Origin of the sequence: uncultured Nostoc sp. (assembly GCF_937863485.1) — a bacterium.
Taxonomy (GTDB): Bacteria; Cyanobacteriota; Cyanobacteriia; order Cyanobacteriales; family Nostocaceae; genus Nostoc.
Genome location: NZ_CALMFY010000186.1, coordinates 1 through 19,387 on the forward strand (window position 1 = coordinate 1; position 19,387 = coordinate 19,387).

The window sequence follows — 19,387 nt, forward strand, 5'->3', positions numbered from 1 at the left end:
CCACTGGAGGTTCCACTGCCGGGGACTGCGCTGCCGGAGCCTGTGCGACCGGAGCCTGTACTGCCGGAGCCTGTGCTGCCGGGGACTGCGCTGCCGGAGCCTGTACTGGCGGAGCCTGTGCTGCCGGAGCCTGTGCTGCCGGTGGCTGTACTGCCGGGGACTGCGCTGCCGGGGGCTGTACTGCCGGGGGCTGTACTACCGGAGCCTGTGCTACCGGGGGCTGTGCTGCCAGAGCCTGTGCTTCCGGGGGCTGTGCTACCGGAGCCTGTGCTACCGGGGGCTGTGCTGCCAGAGCCTGTGCTACCGGAGCTTCCACTGCTGGAGCCTCCACTGCCGGAGCTTCCACTGCTGGAGCCTCCACTACCGGAGCTTCCACTGCTGGAGCCTCCACCACCGGAGCTTCCACTACCGGAGCCTCCACCGGAGCCTCCGCCGCCTCCGCCTTGGGCAGAAACAGAAGGAGGTAAAGACAAAGTAGCGAAACTGATGGCAAAGACAGTAGCCAAAACAGCTTTAGAGAAATTAATAGGCTTCATGGTTATGGTTCCTTTTTTCTAGATTTCTGTGATTGATTTTCAAAACCGATATTAGTCTACTCAATCCACTGCTAAATTAGGTAAATTTTCACAAGACACATTCAGAAGTCTTTCACCTAGTTTATTTGGGGAAAATTGAAAGCATTTAAAGCTCACACAACAACTTACCAATTCCTTATAATCAAACTAATTCATAATCGGTAATTACTAATTTATGATTGTGAACCCATGACTTAACTTGCTTGTTCACAACAAACTCAGATAGGATTGCTATACAAACCTTTAATTATTCACACTCACCTACTTAAGAAGTACAAGCGATCGCCAAGTTAAATAGAATTTTCACCTCAACAAAAATTATAACTTTATCGACATTAGCTTCTAGTTAGTTGGATAGAAATAAGCTAGGAATTTTAAGCAGCCGGATACTGCCAGTGGTTGAGACTGTGTTTTACAAGACTCTACAATGATATTTCACTTGAGAACTTATAACTTCATACTTCAGGTGTGTCTTACCTTAGACTTCAGGAATATTTTTAACGCTATCTACAGGTGATGGAAGCCGAGTGCGATCGCGAGCTAGGATTAATTAACGATCTAAACGTATCTATTAGACTTACAATGGCTGGAAAGCTCATCTTATCCAATTATTACACCTGATGCGTTGCTCTTACAACACTGGTTATCTTGGGTTATTCAGCCGTTTAAAATCCGTCTTCAAGAACATCAGCAAACTCTACAGATAAATCTCCCTTCAAATCTCCTGTCGCTGTTCTCAGATGGCATTAGCTTGAAACAAATCTTAGTAGAATTGCTCAATAATGCCTGTAAATACACATCTGTGGGTAATAAAATTGTCCTAACTGTCCGTCACAATTCCTCGGAAGCGTCCGTAAAAACTATTATTACTACCAGTAATTCAGCAGATATTTCAATAACAGAGTTACCACGAATCTTTGAGAAATTTTCTCGCCTCCCCATTGCAGACATCTGGAATCAAGGGGGTTCGAGATTAGGTTTATCTATAGTATAGAAATTAGCCGAACAACTGGAAGGAAACATTTTAGTATAAAGCGGCAATGGATGGATGATATTCATCTTCACATTAACTGATTTATAAGTTTATAATAGCAATTTAATACCAATTCTCTAAGAGGCTGCATAAAATCAGATTTGGTAAGACTTGGAGCTTGAGCAACTGGTTCTGTGCAACCTCACAGGTAATCGGTATAAACCTAATAAATGCTGACTTTAATTATAAAACAAATTACCAAAAACTTCATAGTTATAAATTATTGTCACTTCTTATGGTTACCCAAAAATGAGATAATTAAAGCAAATTATTAAATTCAGAAAAATGTCATTAACTATATCTTCCACACCTCAGGGTTTTAGTGCATTTATTAGTAATTTGGGAATCAGAGATACAACTGATGATTTTGTATTTATTAAATCATCAGTTCCTTGTGTTGCTGATGGAGTCTTCACTCAAAGTCTTTTCGCTGGCCCAAGTGTTACTATTAGCCGCGATAACTTAAAAGATTCACAAGCACAAGGAATTGTCGTTATATCTAAGAATGCAAATGTAGCTAATGGTTCTGTTGGGATCGCTGACGCCCAAGAGGTTTTGCAATTGGTTGCAACTGAAACTGGAATTGCTGAACATAATATTGTGATAGCTTCTACAGGTGTAATTGGCAGACGTTACCCGATTGAAAAAATCCGAGCAGGTTTATTAGGATTGGGGAAAAAATTGACTGCTGCTGACTTTCATGCCGCAGCCCGTGGTATTATGACCACCGATACAGTAGCGAAATTAGCTACACGGCAAATAGGAAATGCCAAGCTCGTAGGAATTGCCAAAGGTGTCGGCATGATTGAGCCTAATATGGCTACCCTCCTAACTTTCTTTTTTACTGATGCTGCAATTTCTGCAAATAGCCTTCGTTCTATTTTTCGCTCTACTATAGATAAAACCTTTAACTGTCTGAGTGTAGACACTGACACTTCTACTAGTGACTCTGCGGTGATTTTAGCTAATGGAATAGCCGGTGAAGTTTCAGAACCAGATTTTGCCAGCGCATTGCAAGAAGTTGCACAAGAATTGGTGCTGAAAATTGCCCAAGATGCAGAAGGTGCTACCAAAATTATTCAGGTGACTGTAGATTCAGCGATTAACTATGCACAAGCTAAAACAGTAGCTAAAGCAATTGTAAATTCACCATTAGTAAAAACTGCCGTCTATGGAGCAGATCCAAATTGGGGACGAGTTGCTATGGCTATAGGCAAATGTGAAAATGAACAGCAGATAAATCCAGAACGAGTTATTATCAGTTTTGATAACGTGAAAGTTTATCCTAATAGCTTAACTAATGAAAATCTGGAACAGTTGCGGCAAATTATGTCCAAAGATAAAGTAGATATTCATGTTAGCCTCAATATTGGCGAAGCTTCTGCAACTGTATGGGGTTGCGATCTTTCAGAGGGTTATATAGAAATTAATGGTAAATACTCGACTTGATTAACGATATTTTATTACTCTCGTGAGAGGATAATCAATGTATTATCAGCTTAACCTACTAAGGGTATTTGATTGGGTTCAAGAACGGCTACATGATTCCATGTAGATTATCTGCCAGATTTTTCTCTATACCCTCCCTAGCCAAAGTTTAACGTGAATTCGACTAACCTCTCCCTGCCTTGAACTAAAGTTCAAATCTGTGTCTCTGGGACTCGGAGAGGGACGGTTTTACGTAGTAAAATCTCTTAGAGGTCTTTTAATTAAGCTAATTAGATGGATACTATATAAGCCGTCGAATTCACGTAAAAAGAACTTTAGCGTCAGGTAAAAATGAGACTATGTGCTTTATAGTATAAGTAATTTTACTGCCATAATATTAGTCCTGATCTAGAGATGCATAAATGGCATAAGTACATCAATAGCTAAAAGTAAACCCCCACTTACCAATTGCTTTGTTAAAAAACTTGACGCAGGTAGTATTTAATGTATTATAATATAATACAAAAAGAATGAGTTAGATTAAAAAGACTTCCTACCCAGTACAGCACGGTGGAAATAAAATTACCATTTGTACGCAATTAGTTGATATTACGAAAAAACTTTTTCAAAATCTCATACTTCACCCAAAATAACTCAATCAACGCTGCATAACTGACAAATATGGATTTTGACTATTTTAGAAGCAATGAAGGCACTCCTACAAATAATACCCGGCAAAGCTTGCTTGCTAGCGGTTGGCGACCGTTTAACCGAGAATTAAACTGGGAGTTTTTGTGGCAACTATTGTACAGTGACTCCCGCGAATTAACTCAAAAAAGTTTGAATTTAGCGAGTAATGTTGCTGATATTTTGGGACGAAATAATTATGCTTGGTGGGCTAATTTATTAAATATTGTATCTGATAATACCCGCTACGAAGTTGAAAAGTTTTGGAATTACATTACGCCAGATCCTCAATCACCAGATCATCGCTACAAAGATGTTTTGAGTACGGAAACGCCCATCGTTCAATTTGTCAGTCGTAGTAGCATTCCCATTGATTATGTTCTTAACCGACTGCAAGAAATTACTGTACTGCGAGTTTTACATGTATTGGGTAATCCTGACATTATTACTCAGTATTATTCAGAAAGAGATTTTTATTTTCCTATAGATAAATTTGTGAACTGGGAACGCTTAGACGTTATCAATACTGTTTATGCTTACTGGTCGAAGGATGACGTTTGGTTGCAAATTGACCCCTACGATCGCGGAAGACGACAATATACTTTAATGGCGAAAAATCTGGCGCCACTAATTAACAAAGCGACTTACGACCTAGCAGTTATGCTGAGTGGATATCAAAGTCGTGTAGGCAAAGTTCATAGTCAATTTCCCATTCGGACATTTCCCGCAGATATCCAAAACTTTACTGATTCTGTACAGCAGGCGATTCTTAATCAAAATCAGTTAGCGGTTGTTATACATGGGCAACCAGGTACAGGTAAAACAGTCTGGACACAGGCAGTAGCAAAAGAAATTCTTGTACCTTTAGGATATGTAATTTTTATTTTAGATCATGATGCGATCGCTAACTTTGTCCCACCGACTTACATAGAGCGTATTTGTATCGTTATTAACGAAGCCGATAATCTAGCGCAAAATCGTGCTTCCGAGGTAGCGCAATACAATAACAAAACCGAACACATTCTGAGTTTACTGGATGGCACTTTGTATCAGAGTGTAATTGATGAGTCTGGTATTCAGATGCAGCAACGGTTAGTTGTTTTGATGACTTGTAACACTACTGAAAGATTAGATCCAGCCATGTTACGTAAGGGCAGGGTGGATTTAATATATGAGTTTACGCAACTATTTGTTTAAAGAAGGCTGTTATTGTTGAACTACAGGGCGGGTTAAGAGACTTGTCGCTTAGGAGAAGCAACTGGCGCGACACAGAGAGAGGAGAAATTGAGAGGGTTTTTGCGTCAGTTTTGGGACATTTTTTTATTTGGAAGTCCCTAACCCAATGCTTTTGCAATTTTTTCGACTGTCTGATTATCCTGATGTTTTAGCAGTTTGTGTCAAAGGTATTGATTTAAGATTACAGGTAATGAAAAACTAGATTTGTGCGGAATTAATTTTCCCCTGTTATCAAGGAGTAATAATGGTTTTAAGTCAATATCAACGTGCTGTAGGCGTATTTACTCATCGTCGAGATGCAGAACAGGCACTACATGAGTTGAGAGATTCTGGCTTGGCGATGGAAAAAGTATCTGTCGTTGTACAGAATGTAGACCGCAATCATGAGATTGCCGATGATCAAATTAAAGAGCGCACTGGTGATAAAACTGACGAAGGTGCAACAGTAGGAGGGCTTTCAGGGGGCGCTGTTGGTGGGTTAACTGGTTTATTAGTAGGTCTTGGTACTTTAGCAATCCCTGGAGTTGGGCCAATAATGCTGGCTGGGGCAGCCGCAACTGCTTTGGTTACAACCCTTGTTGGTGCAAGTATTGGTGCTGCTACTGGAACTTTTGCTGGTGCATTAGTTGGTTGGGGAATATCGGAAGAACAAGCAAGAGCATATAACCAGCGAGTAGAGTATGGACATTATTTAATAATCGTGGATTGTACATCTTTGGAAATTGCTACAGTAGAAGCAATTCTACAACGTTGGGGTATTGAAGAGTTTGGCATTTACGAGCATTTCAACAATGAGCAATTACCTACAAATTATTTAACCACGACAACTGCTACTACTATTCCTAATAAAAGTGGGATTTTGACTAAGTATGCTATTAGTTACTTTGATAATATAGATAATGCTGAAGCGGCAATTAATGATATGTATGTCGCAGGTTTTCCAGCAAACCAGATTTCCTTAATTAGCAAAGACTTTTCTCAATTGATTGGGTCAATAGATGTTAATTTAAGTGAGCGCTTTGACGCTATCAGGCTAGGAATAGGAGATGAGTGGGCACGCTTTTACAACGAGCAAATTGCTCAAGGCAATTACATACTCATCGTTAGTGGTACAGACAATGAGCTTGAGCAGGTTAGCTTGATTCTGAGCAATTATGGGGTTCAGGAATGTCAAATTTATGACCCCATGTTAATTCGTTCTTGAAAAGGAGTACTGGAAAATTTAACAGTTTTGTCAGAGCAAACAAATATACAGCTATACTTTCAAAATCTTACTGTCTTTAGCTGTATCTGTTACAGCTTATAACTTAGGCAGAAAGCCAAGTATTTCAAGCCTGTCCGAAGTAGAGTAATTAATAATATTCCACCCGGAAACCGGGCGAATATATGACTAATACCAATTATCTATGAGGTTGCATAGAACAAGGGGCTTAAGCCCCTTGTCTTACCAAGCCTGATTTTGTGGGGTTTCACAAAGAATTGGTATAAGCAATAGTGCTGGCTAAATTACTTGATCTAAATCTTCTCAGAAATTTAGAAATGTAATTAATAGCCTTCTATTGTATAACCAGCAGATTGAACTATCTGTTTAATTGTCTCTTCAGAAGCCGCAGCGTCTACAGTTACAGTTTTTGCATTAACGTCCACATCTACTTTGGCATCAGATTCCATAGTCAAAATAGATTTAGTTATTTTCTTGGCGCACTCATCACCTTTGATATCCGGAACTTTCAATTTAATCGCCATTACTTACCTCATTACGTCAGATAGAATTTCTATTGCATAAATATAATAACAGTTAAGATCGGGAATGTAAATCTTACTATAGTGAGGAAATTAGGCATCCAAAAGATAGTAATAAATAATAGCTATACTTAAATAGTTATTGAAAGAATTTGTAGGCATGAAATGAAATAAATGCCAAAATCTATAAAGTAATTTATGAAAATCCACTTAGTACTACTAACTTCTAAAAACCCGCTTTTTTAGTTTGTTCTGAAGACTCCACTAGAGATTGCAGATTCTTCTATAGGCGTTCCTGTTCTACATAGTTATTCAGACAGCACTACCTGAACATACAAACGTTTATACGTAAGTCACAAAACGTTTTATCTATAGTTTTTAACTTATTTTTATGCACCAGGTACTCCTGCCTAACGTTCTGAGCATATATATATCCAAAAAGCAGCTATCTTATGGCATATATCTACTGTGGGCTTGATAACAAAAACCTTCAGTGATGCAGTTGTGGCAGGAGTGTTGAACGGTTGACTTTTGACTTTTGACTTTTGACTTTTGACTTTTGACTTTTGACTTCCCCGTTTGCGTAGCGTCCCGTAGGGAAGGGGCTGACCCCTATGGTTTTCAGTGGATGGTGTTGTCCACTTCCTTATTCTGCTTCGTTGCGTTGAGGAAGGGGACTGCCGCGATTTAGTTGAAAATAAGGCGGTTGCAAAGAAAGTGAGATGATTTAGCAACTTCCAAAATTCTCCCCTGCCTCACGGCAGTTGCTACAACGCTCTTAACCCGCGCAACGCACTGCCTCCCCTGCAACGCCGAAAATAGTATAGGATATTGGGCTACCTATTTTTTTTGAGTTCCTGCAAACTTCTCACGACCTTTGTTACTAAATTTCTGGGTGTAAATCTGACGCTCTCAGTCAATATCTTATTTCTCATCCCAGGAACGACAACAGTTTTGTTTGTCATTAAGCCCCGATAACCAATCCTAGCAACAGTTTCCGTCTCCATCATTCTCTTAATACGAGCAATCTTTGAATCTTCCATTCCAGCTATTTGTTGAAATTCCGATGCTGGTGGCCCTGGACACAGAACAGTCACGCTGACACCTGTGCCCTCTAATTCATTAGCGATCGCTTCTGAAAATGATAAGACATAGGCTTTAGTAGCGAAATAAACTGCCATTAAAGGCCCTGGTTGAAAAGCAGCGGATGAGGCCACGTTTAATATTTTTCCATAGTTTTGCTCGATCATATCCTTGAGGAATAACTTAGTTAAATGAGTCAGACTCCCTATATTTAGCTGTAGCATTTTCAGTTCAACGGTGAGGTCTGTTTCGTTAAATGCTCCATAAGTACTAAAGCCAGCATTGTTAATCAGCACATCAATTTTGATGGATGCTTGCTGTAGTTCGGTGAAAATTTCTTCTGGGGATGTTGGCATAGATAAATCCTTAGCAAAAATTTTCACAAAAATACCAAATTTTTGCGGAAACTCATCTATAATTTCGTTAAGTTTTTCTTCATTATTATCCACTAACACCAGATTATAACTATGACGAGCAAAAATCTGGGTTAATTGATAGCCGATCCCACTAGCCGCTCCTGTAATTAGAGCAGTTTTTTTTCGCCGACTTTCAGATGTTTGATTCATGTTACAAAAATGACTAATTTGAGTTAATGAATTTAACTTTTATAAAAGTAGCTACAGCAATATATAATATTTGCTGTAGCTATTTTTATGGTCACAAAGAATGATGCTATCCACCTGAAATGAGTATGTTTCAATCCAGCATATTAAGCGCAAATATAAAAATCTGTATCCATATAAACAAGAGCAAGAATATTTCATATGGTCATCAATGCCACAGCATAATTCCGTTGCTATAACTGACGTGCAAGCAGCACAAGAGCGGATTTTGGGGATTGCCCACCGCACACCTGTGCTGACTTCTAGAATTGTTAACGATCGCACCAATAGTCAAGTGTTCTTTAAGTGCGAAAACTTTCAACGCACCGGAGCATTTAAATTTAGAGGGGCGTACAATGCTCTAGCCCAACTATCGGTAGCACAAAAACAAACAGGCGTTCTCACCTATTCATCGGGAAATCATGCCCAAGCGATCGCCTTAGCTGGACAATTACTAAATATTCCCACCACCATTGTCATGCCTGATGATGCTCCCGCTGTTAAGCAAACTGCTACTCGTGGCTATGGTGCAGAGGTAATTTTGTACAATCGCCAAGAAACAAACCGGGAAGAATTAGCCCAAAATCTAGCACAGGAGCGCTCTTTGACACTCATTCCCCCTTACGATCATCCCCATGTAGTCGCCGGACAGGGGACAACTGCTTTAGAACTGATCCAAGAAGTTGGTCAATTGGACTTAGTATTAGTTTGTTGTGGCGGTGGCGGATTACTTTCCGGTTGTGCGATCGCAGCCAAAGCACTTTTACCCAATTGTAAAGTAATCGGGGTAGAACCAGCACTTGCCGACGATGCTACCCGCTCTTTTCACACCAAAACGCTGCAAACTGTCAATAATCCTGATACCATCGCTGATGGTGCGCGGACTCCTAGCCTTGGTCAAATTACTTTCCCCTTAGTGCTGCATTACGTCGATGATATGGTGACGGTATCTGAAGAAGCGATTCTTCGCACCATGTTTTTCTTGTGGGAACGTCTGAAAATTGTAGTTGAACCCACCGGAGTACTCGCAGCCGCAGCCTTACTCGAAGGTGTGGTAACAGCACCAGAGGCGAGGATTGGTGTGATCATCAGCGGTGGAAATGTAGATTTGTCGCAAGTTGGTAAATTGTTTTCTGTAGGATTGTATTGAACCGAGTATGCACTGCTCAATTTATCAAGTGTCTGTTAACCCAGAAAACAGAGCGTGGTTTCTATTTTTACGATCCAAATGGTCATAACCTGGAAATATTAATCTGTGGATAGATTTTTGGTTGACACATCTTATGCTAGATTACCCGCTTTTGCCAACAGGGAATTTGAATGATAAACTCTGCGCCCTGTCCAGGCGCAGAAATGCACTCTATTGTACCGTGATGTTTGTCTACTACGATTTGATAAGTGATTGATAATCCTAAACCAGTACCTTGTCCTACAGGTTTAGTAGTGAAAAAAGGATCAAATATTTTTTGTCTGACACGATCACTCATACCTACCCCATTATCCTTAATGGAAATGACGACTAAATCAGCATTGACTATTTGGGTACGAATTGCGATCGCGCTAGAATTACTCTTATTTTCCTCTGCTTTTCTTTCCTTATTTAACTTTTCCAAAGCATCAATTGCATTATTCATAATATTCATAAATACCTGATTTAGTTGCCCAGGATAACATTCAATTTTTGGCAAATCACCGTAATTTTTGATAATCTCAATTGCAGGTTTACCTGATTTGACTTGGAGACGGCTTTGCAAAATTAATAAGGTACTCTCAATTCCCTCATGAATGTTAACAGGTTTCATGTCAGCCTCATCTAACCGAGAGAAATTACGCAATGTCAGCACAATTTCCTCAATGCGTTGCGTGCCAATTCTCATAGAAGATAAAGTTTTAGGCATATCTTCTTTAATAAAATCAATATCATTCTTCTCTAAAAACTCTTCAATTTCTGGTACAACATCAAGATAGAGTTTTTGATAAATATTAATTAAGTTAAGTAAGTTTTGTGTGTAATCTTCAATATAATTTAGGTTGCCATGAATAAAACTTACAGGGTTATTAATTTCATGAGCAATACCAGCAATCATTTGCCCAAGACTGGACATTTTTTCTGTCTGAATAAGCTGGGTTTGAGTTAGTTTTAATTCGTGCAGTGTTTGTTTTAATCGTACATTTTTTTCATTTAATTCCCTAGTTCTTTCCTCTATCTTATCTTCTAAGTTAGCGTAGAGTCGGGCATTCTCTAAAGAAATAGCTGCTTGTGAAAACAGGATCTTTAATATTCGTATTCTATCCTGAGTAAATGCTCCCACTGTTAAATTATTTTCTAAATAAAGTAAACCAATTAATTTGCCTTGATTAATAATAGAAGTACACATTAGTGATTTAATTTGATAGTCAATAATATACGGATCTATCGTAAAGCTTCCTTCATTACTGGCATTAGACAAAACCACATTTTTTTGGGTTCTTGTGACATAATTAATTACAGATATAGGTAATTGATTATAATTTTTTAATGGTATAGATTGACCAACAATTAAATCACCTTTAACTAAACTTGCTTGAGCTTCAATAAATAATTTTCCTCCTTTATCTAAAAGTAAAATACCAGTCTGAGCGCCAGCATTCTCAATCACAATGTTCATTAATTTTTCTAACAAGTTTTCCAGTAGAATTACTTCTGATAAAGCTTGTGATGCTTTAATAACTGTGAGCAAATCTAGTCCACTTGACTTTTCATTGATAGTGGAAATAGTAATAGTATTACTGGTAAACCCTACTTCAGAATGAGTGGAAATTTTAGCAATTAATTCTGGGTATTTTAATTCCAAATCCTTAAATTTAGCACCTGCTCCCCAACGACGATAACCATAATGTGCCTTTGTCATGTATAAGGAAGCAAATTCATTTCTTCCTAGACTAAGATAAAATTCTGCTGCACATTCATAAGCTAACGCCTCTTCATGAATATATCCAGAATTATGAGCGCCTTTAATTGCACAATCATAGTGTTCCATCGCTACTAATACTTGTCCTAAAAATCGTGCTTTTTCTGCTTCTACTAGTTCATATTTGTGCTGATTATTTACAGGTGCGTGAGCCGCCCATTCTTTTAATTGTTTTTGATTTTCTTCCACTTTCTCCATAACAGTTCTTATATCTGTTTGGAAAGTAGTATTTAAACACAGAGCCAACAATGCTAGAGAATAATAAAACTTATATTGAGGTAGATAAGCAGTCCCACTAGCTGCAACTTCATACTGTTGTGCTAATTGAGCATTTTTAACAGACTGACCATAATCTTTAAAAAAATAACTTAAAATACTTTTGGCAAGATAAGCATAAAAGATGGCTGTAATATTTCCTGCCATTCTCTGCATTACTGATTCATTAAAACTCTTACCTTCTAAGTAAGATTTATTTTCCTGTCCTTGAACTAGTTCAATTACCATCTGTTTTAAGATAAGCAAACAAACAGTAAAATGCTCTTGCTGTATTTTGTGTGCTAAATTAATATATTGTTTTAGTCTTTTTTCCAGAATATCTAAATTTTCTCCAGCCCAAAAAGGATGCCAACAAACTAATAAGCCATTGTAACCCACATACTCAATATCCCCTGTATCTAAACCACTTTGAACACCATCTTGTAAAGGTTCTATAGTTGCTTGAATATGTTCTTTCCAATGTCTAACAAAAATATTAAATAATCCATACACTTTAGATTTAATTTCTCTAGCGTTGAATTGATCTAAAATCTGCAAAGATAATTTACCAAATCGATATCCTGATTCAATATCTTTAAGAGGCCCACATAAAATTAGCCCATAAAAACCATAGGCATAAGCTGCAAAAGATGAATTGCCATACTGCACACATAAATGAACCATCGTAAAAGCAATCAGTGGTAAAAGTGCAGGATCTGCTAAATAAGCCGGAGGCATGGCTGTCATTAGTATCCTCATCGCAGCTAGCTTATGAGCATCAGTCATTTCTGGCAGATTGACTAATTCTTCAATTGTTAGCTCTGTTGGTGGAGTTTGAGACAATGAAACTCCCAGTATTTCTAGCACCTGCAAATCTAAATCTAATGCTTCTCGCATTCGATTTTGAGCCACATAAAACTGAATCTTTTTCTCATATACTTTAACAGCGTCAAGAATAGTTTTACTGTTACTTGTAACACTGATAAATAATGTTTCAGCCTGCTCAAAATTTGTATTTAAATATTCTGCTTCTACGGTTTCTACATGAAGGTCAAGAGTTAATCCATAATAATTTTGCCAACAATCAACTGCAAGTAAACTTAGACCTTTTCTAAGAAACTTTACAGCAGATTCGTAAGCAGCAGAATCCTTAGCTTTACGTCCAGAAATAAGATTTAACTCAGCTAGTTTATATCTTTCTTTTGGAGAAGAAATTAGTTCACTTCCGATATTTAATTGGTTAACAATATCAAATATTTTTTGTTCAAGTAAACTTTCGTCAATATTCTTTAATAGCAGCCTACCAATATTTAAGTGAATCTCCTTTTTCTGCTCATCAGGTATCAACGCATAAGCTGCTTGTTGCACACGATCATGAAGAAACTTATAATCAATTACAAAAATCTCAACATTATCTAATAGCTGTGGTAGTTTATAGCTATCACTTAAAGGTATAACTAAACCAGCTTGTAGTGCTTCCCAAATATCTAATGCTGTGTCAGTATTAGATTTTTCGTTAACACAAGAGAGTATATTTAAATTAAATCTATTGCCAATACAGGCAGCTATTTTTAAAACATTTTGTGTAGTATTTTTGAGTTTTTGAATTTTAGCTATCATTAATTCAACAACATTATCAGTAATTTCTAGTATCTCAATGTCCTGAATATCCCATTGCCATTGACTAGTAACAAAGTTAAAATAAAGTAGATTTTCTTGATGAATAAATTTGATTAATTGATTGACAAAAAACGGATTACCAGCTGTTTTATTGAAAATTAATTTTGCTAATTCTTTAGAGTTATTTAAACTAGATTTTAGTGTGTCGCTAACTAATTGAGAAACATCAGCAACTTTTAGATTTTGACAATGAATAATCTTGACAGAGCTACTATTTTTTTCAATTTCCTGCAAAACTAACATTAAAGGATGACTAATATTAACTTCATTATCTCGAAAAGCTCCGATTATCAATAAATATTGAATGTCAGTATCTGTAGCTAATAACTGAATTAATTTTAATGAAGCTAAATCTGCCCATTGTAAATCATCTAGAAATACAACTAATGGATGGTCTTTTTGAGCAAACAAATTGATAAACTTTTGAAAAACCAAGTTAAAGCGATTTTGTGCTTCTGCTGAAGCTAGTTGTGGTACTTCTGGTTGTTTACCAATAATCAGTTCTAGTTCAGGAATAACATCAATAATAATTTGAGCATTTGGAACTAGAGCTTCTAAAAGTTTTACTTTCCAAGTTGCTAGTTGTACTTCACTTTCTGTCAGTAATTGCTGCATTAACTCTTGAAATGCTTGAATCAGGGAAACATAAGGAATATTGCGCTGAAATTGCTCAAATTTACCAGCAATAAAATAGCCTCTATTTTTAATAACAGGTTTATGGATTTCATTTACTAATGCTGATTTACCAATCCCCGAATAACCCGCAACTAATATTAATTCTTTATTTCCTTGATTAATTTTTTCAAAAGCAGTCATTAAGATATCTATTTCTACTTCTCGTCCATACAACTTTTCGGGAATTTGTAGTTGGCTAGACTGATCCTGCTGACCAATGAAAAATGCGATTATAGAATTAGTTTGCTCTAACTGATTGAGACAGTTTTCTAAATCAGCTTTAATCCCAAAAGCACTTTGATATCTTTCCTCAGCAGTTTTGCTGAGTAATTTCATAATAATTGCAGAAATTACTTGAGGGATTTGTGGGATTAACTGATCTACTGTTGTAGGTTGTTTGGCAATATGACAATGAACTAACTCCATTGGATCAATTACTTGAAACGGTAACTGACCTGTGAGCATTTCATAAAAAGTTACACCCAACGAATAAAAGTCTGTACGGTAATCAACTGTTCGGTTCATTCTTCCTGTTTGCTGTGGAGACATATAGGCTAGAGTTCCTTCAAGCAAATCAGGATTACTGAGTTTGGGTTTTTCTTGAAAAAGTAGTGATGAGATAGAAAAATCAATAATTTTAACTTGATGAGTTTCTAAATTAACAATAATATTCTGTGGTTTAATATCTTTATGAATAATATAATTTTGGTGTAATTCACCTAAAGCTTGGGTAATTTGAATGCCTATATTGAGAAAATCAAGTAACTCTATTTTTTCTGCCTGGATAATTTTTGAGAGGGAAGTACCATCAAAATTTTCTAACACAATGGCAAAACCATTGTTGTATTTTTCTAGGCTATGAGCTTTAATAACTCCTGGGATATCTAAATTTTTGAGCAGTTCATATTCATGTTTGAATGCCGCTATATCTTTTAGCTCAGGATATTCTGTTTTTAAAAGTTTAATAACTACTAGTTTATTATCTTTATTTCTACTGGCTCGATAAACAGTAGTTTTGGTTCCTTCATAAATTAATTCTATAATTTGGTAATTAGATAATGTAATCATTTGTTATATTAATAATTAAAGTAATTTTTAAAATTGGGGAAATGATGATTCTATTATTTATATAACAAATATATTTTAAAGTCGGTAAACAATAAACTTTAAAAATATATAGAACCACCAAATAATATAGGTTTTTTGAACCTATATAATGCTAAATTTGGTTGAATTTATCAAAATGCACCTGATTAATTTGAATATACCTTTATAACCAAGAATCCCACTCACCAATAATTTTTTTGGTGTATTTTATATGGAAGCATTGATGTAGAATAGCTCGTGTTGCTTGCATTGCAGACATTACTGTAGCTTCCACGCAACCAGAATTGTAACCGTTGTTAATCCAGTCGCCAGTTAGGTAAAGGTTATCAAACCCAGATTCATCAGTTTTGAGTCGATACTTGGTACTTCCAGGTACAGAAAGTACATAGCGTTCTGATGGGTTAATGTTAATTCGCCAGTACTGAGCTTTAAAGCGTTCTACTCCCTGACGGTTTTGAAAATCTACTAGTAAATTCCAATTCAAACCTTGGGAATTTTTGGGGTGAGTAGGATTAGCCCAAAGGTGTCCGATGTAATTGTTGAGGAAGTTAATTGCTTGTTGCTCTACTATTTTTTGGGCTTTAGCTGGAAAATCATATTCTGTGTGGGGAGGAATACCTGGATCTGCAATTACGCCGGTGAAGTAAGCTACACTGTAAGGATAATGCTTAGAAGGCCAATTTTCTCGTACTATTAACTCGCTCATATCTGCATAAACATCAAGTGGTTCAATATAAGCTCCTAGCACGTGACTAGATTGTTGCCATCCTAATTGCTGTAAGGTAGGCTTAAGCCATATTTGTCCGCCTTGAGTAGTTACTGTCTTAACTTGAGTTAGCATATCGTGCCATTTTTGATGCACTGGGTTTTTTTTGGCATGGAGCAATTCACCGCAAATAGAGGGTAAGGCGGCTATAGAAATTCCCAGCAACACAATATCAAAATCGTCGCCTTTGGTGAGGGTAATTTTGTCTACATTCTGCCAAGGTGTCCAATATGACTCAAGGTTAATTTCTTGGTCTTGGAGTTTTTGGGCTTCTTCATCGACAATCTGATCATAAAGAGGTTCACTAGGCCAGCAACGAATGTCTTTAACTTTGATGAGTGGTTGATATTCTTGCTCTGGGTTTTTTAAATTTACTTGGCGAGCCAAAGTGATACTTGCAATTGATTGCTGATCTTTATCCAAGTGCAACTGCTTGGCAACATGGAAGAACTTAAATTTTACACCACGACGCTTTAGCACTTCATATAGTGGAGTGATCACTACCTCCGCCATCCCTGATTGCATTTTCCACATGATGGCGCCATTGTATTTGAACAACATAGTGGTGAGGATACGGATAGCTGTTCCTGCTGCTAGTTGCGGTTCATTAGTATTGCCTTCTGGAAAACCATACACTAAATCGTATAAGACACGAATAAATGCTGATTTAACACTTGATTCTCTAGCTCCGTGTTTTCGTAGCCAGTCTATGTAGTTATACTCATCTAAACTGTCTAGGGAACGAAAATGAATTACCTCATCTACAAATAAACCCCGGATGTTTGCTAATGCTAAATCGATAAGTGTTAAACGCCAAAAAATTTCAGGATTTTGTCCGCTTTTAGATTCTATCTGAGGGATCAAATGTTCTTTAAAACGGTCTATTAGCTTAAGAATTAACTGCTGATGTTCACGTCTTTGAATTTTGGTATTTTGAGGTAGTGATTGAGCTAGGTTATAGGCAAGTTTTAAAAACATTCCTTCAGAATTCAAGTCTATGTCTTGAAATATCTCACCAATGTATTCGTTGATATTGTTAAGCCATTTTCCCCAAAAACTAGGTTCTTGGAAAAATAACTGAATCAACTGGCTAGGAAATTGCAAGAGACTACTATCTGATAAAAATTCCATTACCTCTTTGCCTAATGCTATTTGTTTGGCAAGAGATACTGAGGAACTTTTGGAAAAATGGAACTGGTCGTAATTCTCAATTTCTGCGTAAGTCTGAATGACGAATTTGATGGTGCTGCAAATATGTTCCCAAAGAGAAGAAATATCGCCACCTTCCCAAGGAGCTAGAGAATTGGTAGGGAAGTTAAAAGGCAAAGTTACCCAATTTTGATTGATGTATTCTTCTAAGACGATGAAACTATGGGGTTTGAATGCGTCTTCTATGGTACTGAAAGGCCCGTTGCCACCAAGTTCGTCATAGCATTGCTTGAGTAGACGAAAGGCATTTTCGTAGAATCCAAAAAAAATGTGCAGTCCATGTTCTTCGATGCGGTAGTCTGGTTCATAATCAGGTGCATGGGGTTTGATATTGCGTCCAGTTGCACATTTACCACCTAAACGCCAACCTGTTTGATAAATAGTAATGTCGTAGAGACTATCCCACCCTGGTTGACTGGTTAATTCATAGGCAGTGGTTAATGATGCTATTCCACCGCCTAAGATAGCAATCTTTTTTGGCTTAAAAATTTTAGACATGTTTGTTTTTCTTTGCGTGGTAAGGGTGAAGAAGGAAGCAGAAGATAGGGGAGATAATTTAATTAGTATGGGCTAAACCATAGCTATCCGCTAACAGCAGTTACTACTATTTATATGGTGCTTGCCAAACGGTTTTTCCATCTTTGAGTGTGAAGTCGAAATGCAGCACAAAACCAAGCTTTACTGGGATATTTACTGATTCGCTACCTACGGAATAACCTTTGTCTAGTCCTAAGTCTTGGACGATTGGTTGGCTAGCAAAATTATTGATTTTTAATTGAAATTGATCGCCAAAACCATTGAATCCAAAGAGTTTTCCACCATAGAAGGTTTGTAGTTGCATGGGGGATTCAATCAGTGCTTGATAGCAGGCTTTTTTGCTGTTTTCTACGTCGCGGATTTGTTTGAGGGTAACGAGAGGGACGACCCTGTTTAAGAGATATTCGAGGAGATTAAAGGGCAACTGTAAGCCAGGAATGGCAATCTCGTCATTGTTAAATAATAAGTTAGCGATCGCTGTTACTGCTTCTTCAAAAGTGTCCCATGTTTTGATAGTTTGATGTTTATCCCTTGTACTGATGCGTTGAACTTCCAGCAGGCGCGCATCTATAGATTGACTTGTCGGAGAAAACTCTTTAAATACTAAGGTATCTACGGTTAATAAATCCGGTTCTTGATTTAAGTCAGGAATCTGAAATGTACCAAGTTGTTTAAAGAAGCCGTAGACTTCTCTACCAGAAATTAGGATGGGAGAATTATTCACGTACAAGTAAGGCATAAACCAAGCTAGGCGTTCGGCAATGAATAAAGGCCCGACTCTTTTACCTACTACTGTTAACATCCAAAAGATGGCTTCTTCTTCATGCACAGTTCCTTTGTCATAGTCGGGTGGATAGATAGAAGTTAAAGAATCTATCTTGTTGAACGTCAAGATGAGATAGTTCATCGCTGGGCGATATTCAATCTCTCCGTTATTAGGATCATTGAGATATTTATCACACACTTCTTGCAACTTCGCCATTGAACCTTCAACGGCAAAGGCATACATTTTTGTCCCTTTGATTTCGTAGGGTTGATTAAACGCCTGTCCATCTGCTCGTTCTATATATTTGGGGTATGGTGATTTGTCACCACCTCCGGAAAAGTAATTTTTGAAAAAACTACTCATATCTTGTTCCATATTTTTGCCTTTTACCGCTAAATCTTGGAACAATTGATCTGGTTTTTGTTGTATTTGGGTAAGGTAATTTGTGAGTTTTTGGGGTTCTTGAAGTAGGGCAGTAAATTCACTAACAGCGCCTAAAGCTGTATGGAAACTTGTTTGCATTGTCTGCAAAGGGTTGTTGGTGTTCATCGGGTTTTGGGTAACTAGCTAGTTAGTTTTTATACCAAGCTGATGTTGAGCATCTGTACAGAGATATGAGAATATTAGATACCTCTGTGTTTCTGTACTATTGTGTCAAAGGAGTTTTAATTTGTCCTTACTAAAACCCGATAATCTGTTAAATAAATCACAATCAAATTCTTCAACAGAGGGTCTTGTTTGAAGTGTTCCCTTTACAGTGGCTTTTCTAACAAATTGCTCAGACAGCGAATCTTGGCACAAGGTTTACCACCAACGCGACCAGTGTCAATCCAATAGCCAATATCAGCAAAGCTCTCGATGTTCTTGGGGGGTTAGATGGTTTGGGGCGATTGGCTACAGCATTGGGGGAGAGGGCGCGATCGCACCGATGCATTTGCCCAAAAGTAAAACTTAATCAAGTGTTACAAGTGACATTTATAGTTTAAAAGTTGTGTTGATGATCAAGTAGCGATCGCTTATTTACCACAAAAATTTGCTTAAAAAAGCAGGAACA

The 19,387-nt window shown here is 37.4% G+C and carries 11 protein-coding genes; 6 read left to right on the forward strand and 5 right to left on the reverse strand.

The annotated features are described in order from the left end of the window. From Q0541_RS24860 to Q0541_RS24880, 5 genes are all read left to right on the forward strand, one after another. The coding region (locus Q0541_RS24860; RefSeq protein ID WP_298916984.1) for a hypothetical protein at window positions 1-467 on the forward strand (467 nt) is incomplete at its 5' end. A 733-nt stretch (window positions 468-1,200) separates the two neighbouring features. Beyond that, window positions 1,201-1,569: a sensor histidine kinase KdpD gene (locus Q0541_RS24865; RefSeq protein ID WP_298916987.1), complete on the forward strand. Its 369-nt coding sequence runs from the start codon at window positions 1,201-1,203 to the stop codon at window positions 1,567-1,569. A 324-nt stretch (window positions 1,570-1,893) separates the two neighbouring features. Then, entirely contained in the window at window positions 1,894-3,057 is a 1,164-nt protein-coding gene (gene argJ / locus Q0541_RS24870; protein WP_298916990.1) for a bifunctional glutamate N-acetyltransferase/amino-acid acetyltransferase ArgJ, read from the forward strand. Window positions 3,058-3,717: 660 nt separating this feature from the next. Then, window positions 3,718-4,920, forward strand: a complete 1,203-nt coding sequence (locus Q0541_RS24875) for an AAA family ATPase (RefSeq protein ID WP_298916993.1) — start codon at window positions 3,718-3,720, stop codon at window positions 4,918-4,920. A 283-nt stretch (window positions 4,921-5,203) separates the two neighbouring features. Then, complete coding sequence (locus Q0541_RS24880) at window positions 5,204-6,163, forward strand: general stress protein (protein ID WP_298916996.1); 960 nt, start codon at window positions 5,204-5,206, stop codon at window positions 6,161-6,163. 341 nt (window positions 6,164-6,504) lie between these two features. Here Q0541_RS24880 and Q0541_RS24885 read toward each other — a convergent pair whose 3' ends face one another. Together Q0541_RS24885 and Q0541_RS24890 are read right to left on the reverse strand one after the other, a co-directional pair. Continuing rightward, window positions 6,505-6,705: a heavy-metal-associated domain-containing protein gene (locus tag Q0541_RS24885; protein ID WP_298916998.1), complete on the reverse strand. Its 201-nt coding sequence runs from the start codon at window positions 6,703-6,705 to the stop codon at window positions 6,505-6,507. Between the two features lie 833 nt (window positions 6,706-7,538). Then, window positions 7,539-8,351 carry an SDR family oxidoreductase gene (locus tag Q0541_RS24890; RefSeq protein ID WP_298917000.1) on the reverse strand — a complete coding sequence of 271 codons (813 nt, stop codon included), beginning with the start codon at window positions 8,349-8,351 and terminating at the stop codon, window positions 7,539-7,541. Between the two features lie 208 nt (window positions 8,352-8,559). Here Q0541_RS24890 and Q0541_RS24895 point away from each other — a divergent pair, with 208 nt between their 5' ends. Beyond that, complete coding sequence (locus tag Q0541_RS24895; RefSeq protein ID WP_298917003.1) at window positions 8,560-9,537, forward strand: threo-3-hydroxy-L-aspartate ammonia-lyase; 978 nt, start codon at window positions 8,560-8,562, stop codon at window positions 9,535-9,537. Window positions 9,538-9,673: 136 nt separating this feature from the next. On the opposite strand, the gene Q0541_RS24900 is transcribed toward Q0541_RS24895, so the two are convergent. The 3 genes from Q0541_RS24900 to Q0541_RS24910 all read right to left on the reverse strand — a co-directional run bounded on the left by Q0541_RS24900 (window position 9,674) and on the right by Q0541_RS24910 (window position 18,882). After that, window positions 9,674-15,016 carry an ATP-binding sensor histidine kinase gene (locus Q0541_RS24900; protein ID WP_298917006.1) on the reverse strand — a complete coding sequence of 1,781 codons (5,343 nt, stop codon included), beginning with the start codon at window positions 15,014-15,016 and terminating at the stop codon, window positions 9,674-9,676. Between the two features lie 202 nt (window positions 15,017-15,218). Further along, complete coding sequence (locus Q0541_RS24905) at window positions 15,219-17,528, reverse strand: NAD(P)-binding protein (RefSeq protein ID WP_298917009.1); 2,310 nt, start codon at window positions 17,526-17,528, stop codon at window positions 15,219-15,221. Between the two features lie 106 nt (window positions 17,529-17,634). Further along, window positions 17,635-18,882 carry a hypothetical protein gene (locus Q0541_RS24910; RefSeq protein WP_298917012.1) on the reverse strand — a complete coding sequence of 416 codons (1,248 nt, stop codon included), beginning with the start codon at window positions 18,880-18,882 and terminating at the stop codon, window positions 17,635-17,637. Window positions 18,883-19,387: the final 505 nt, after the last annotated feature.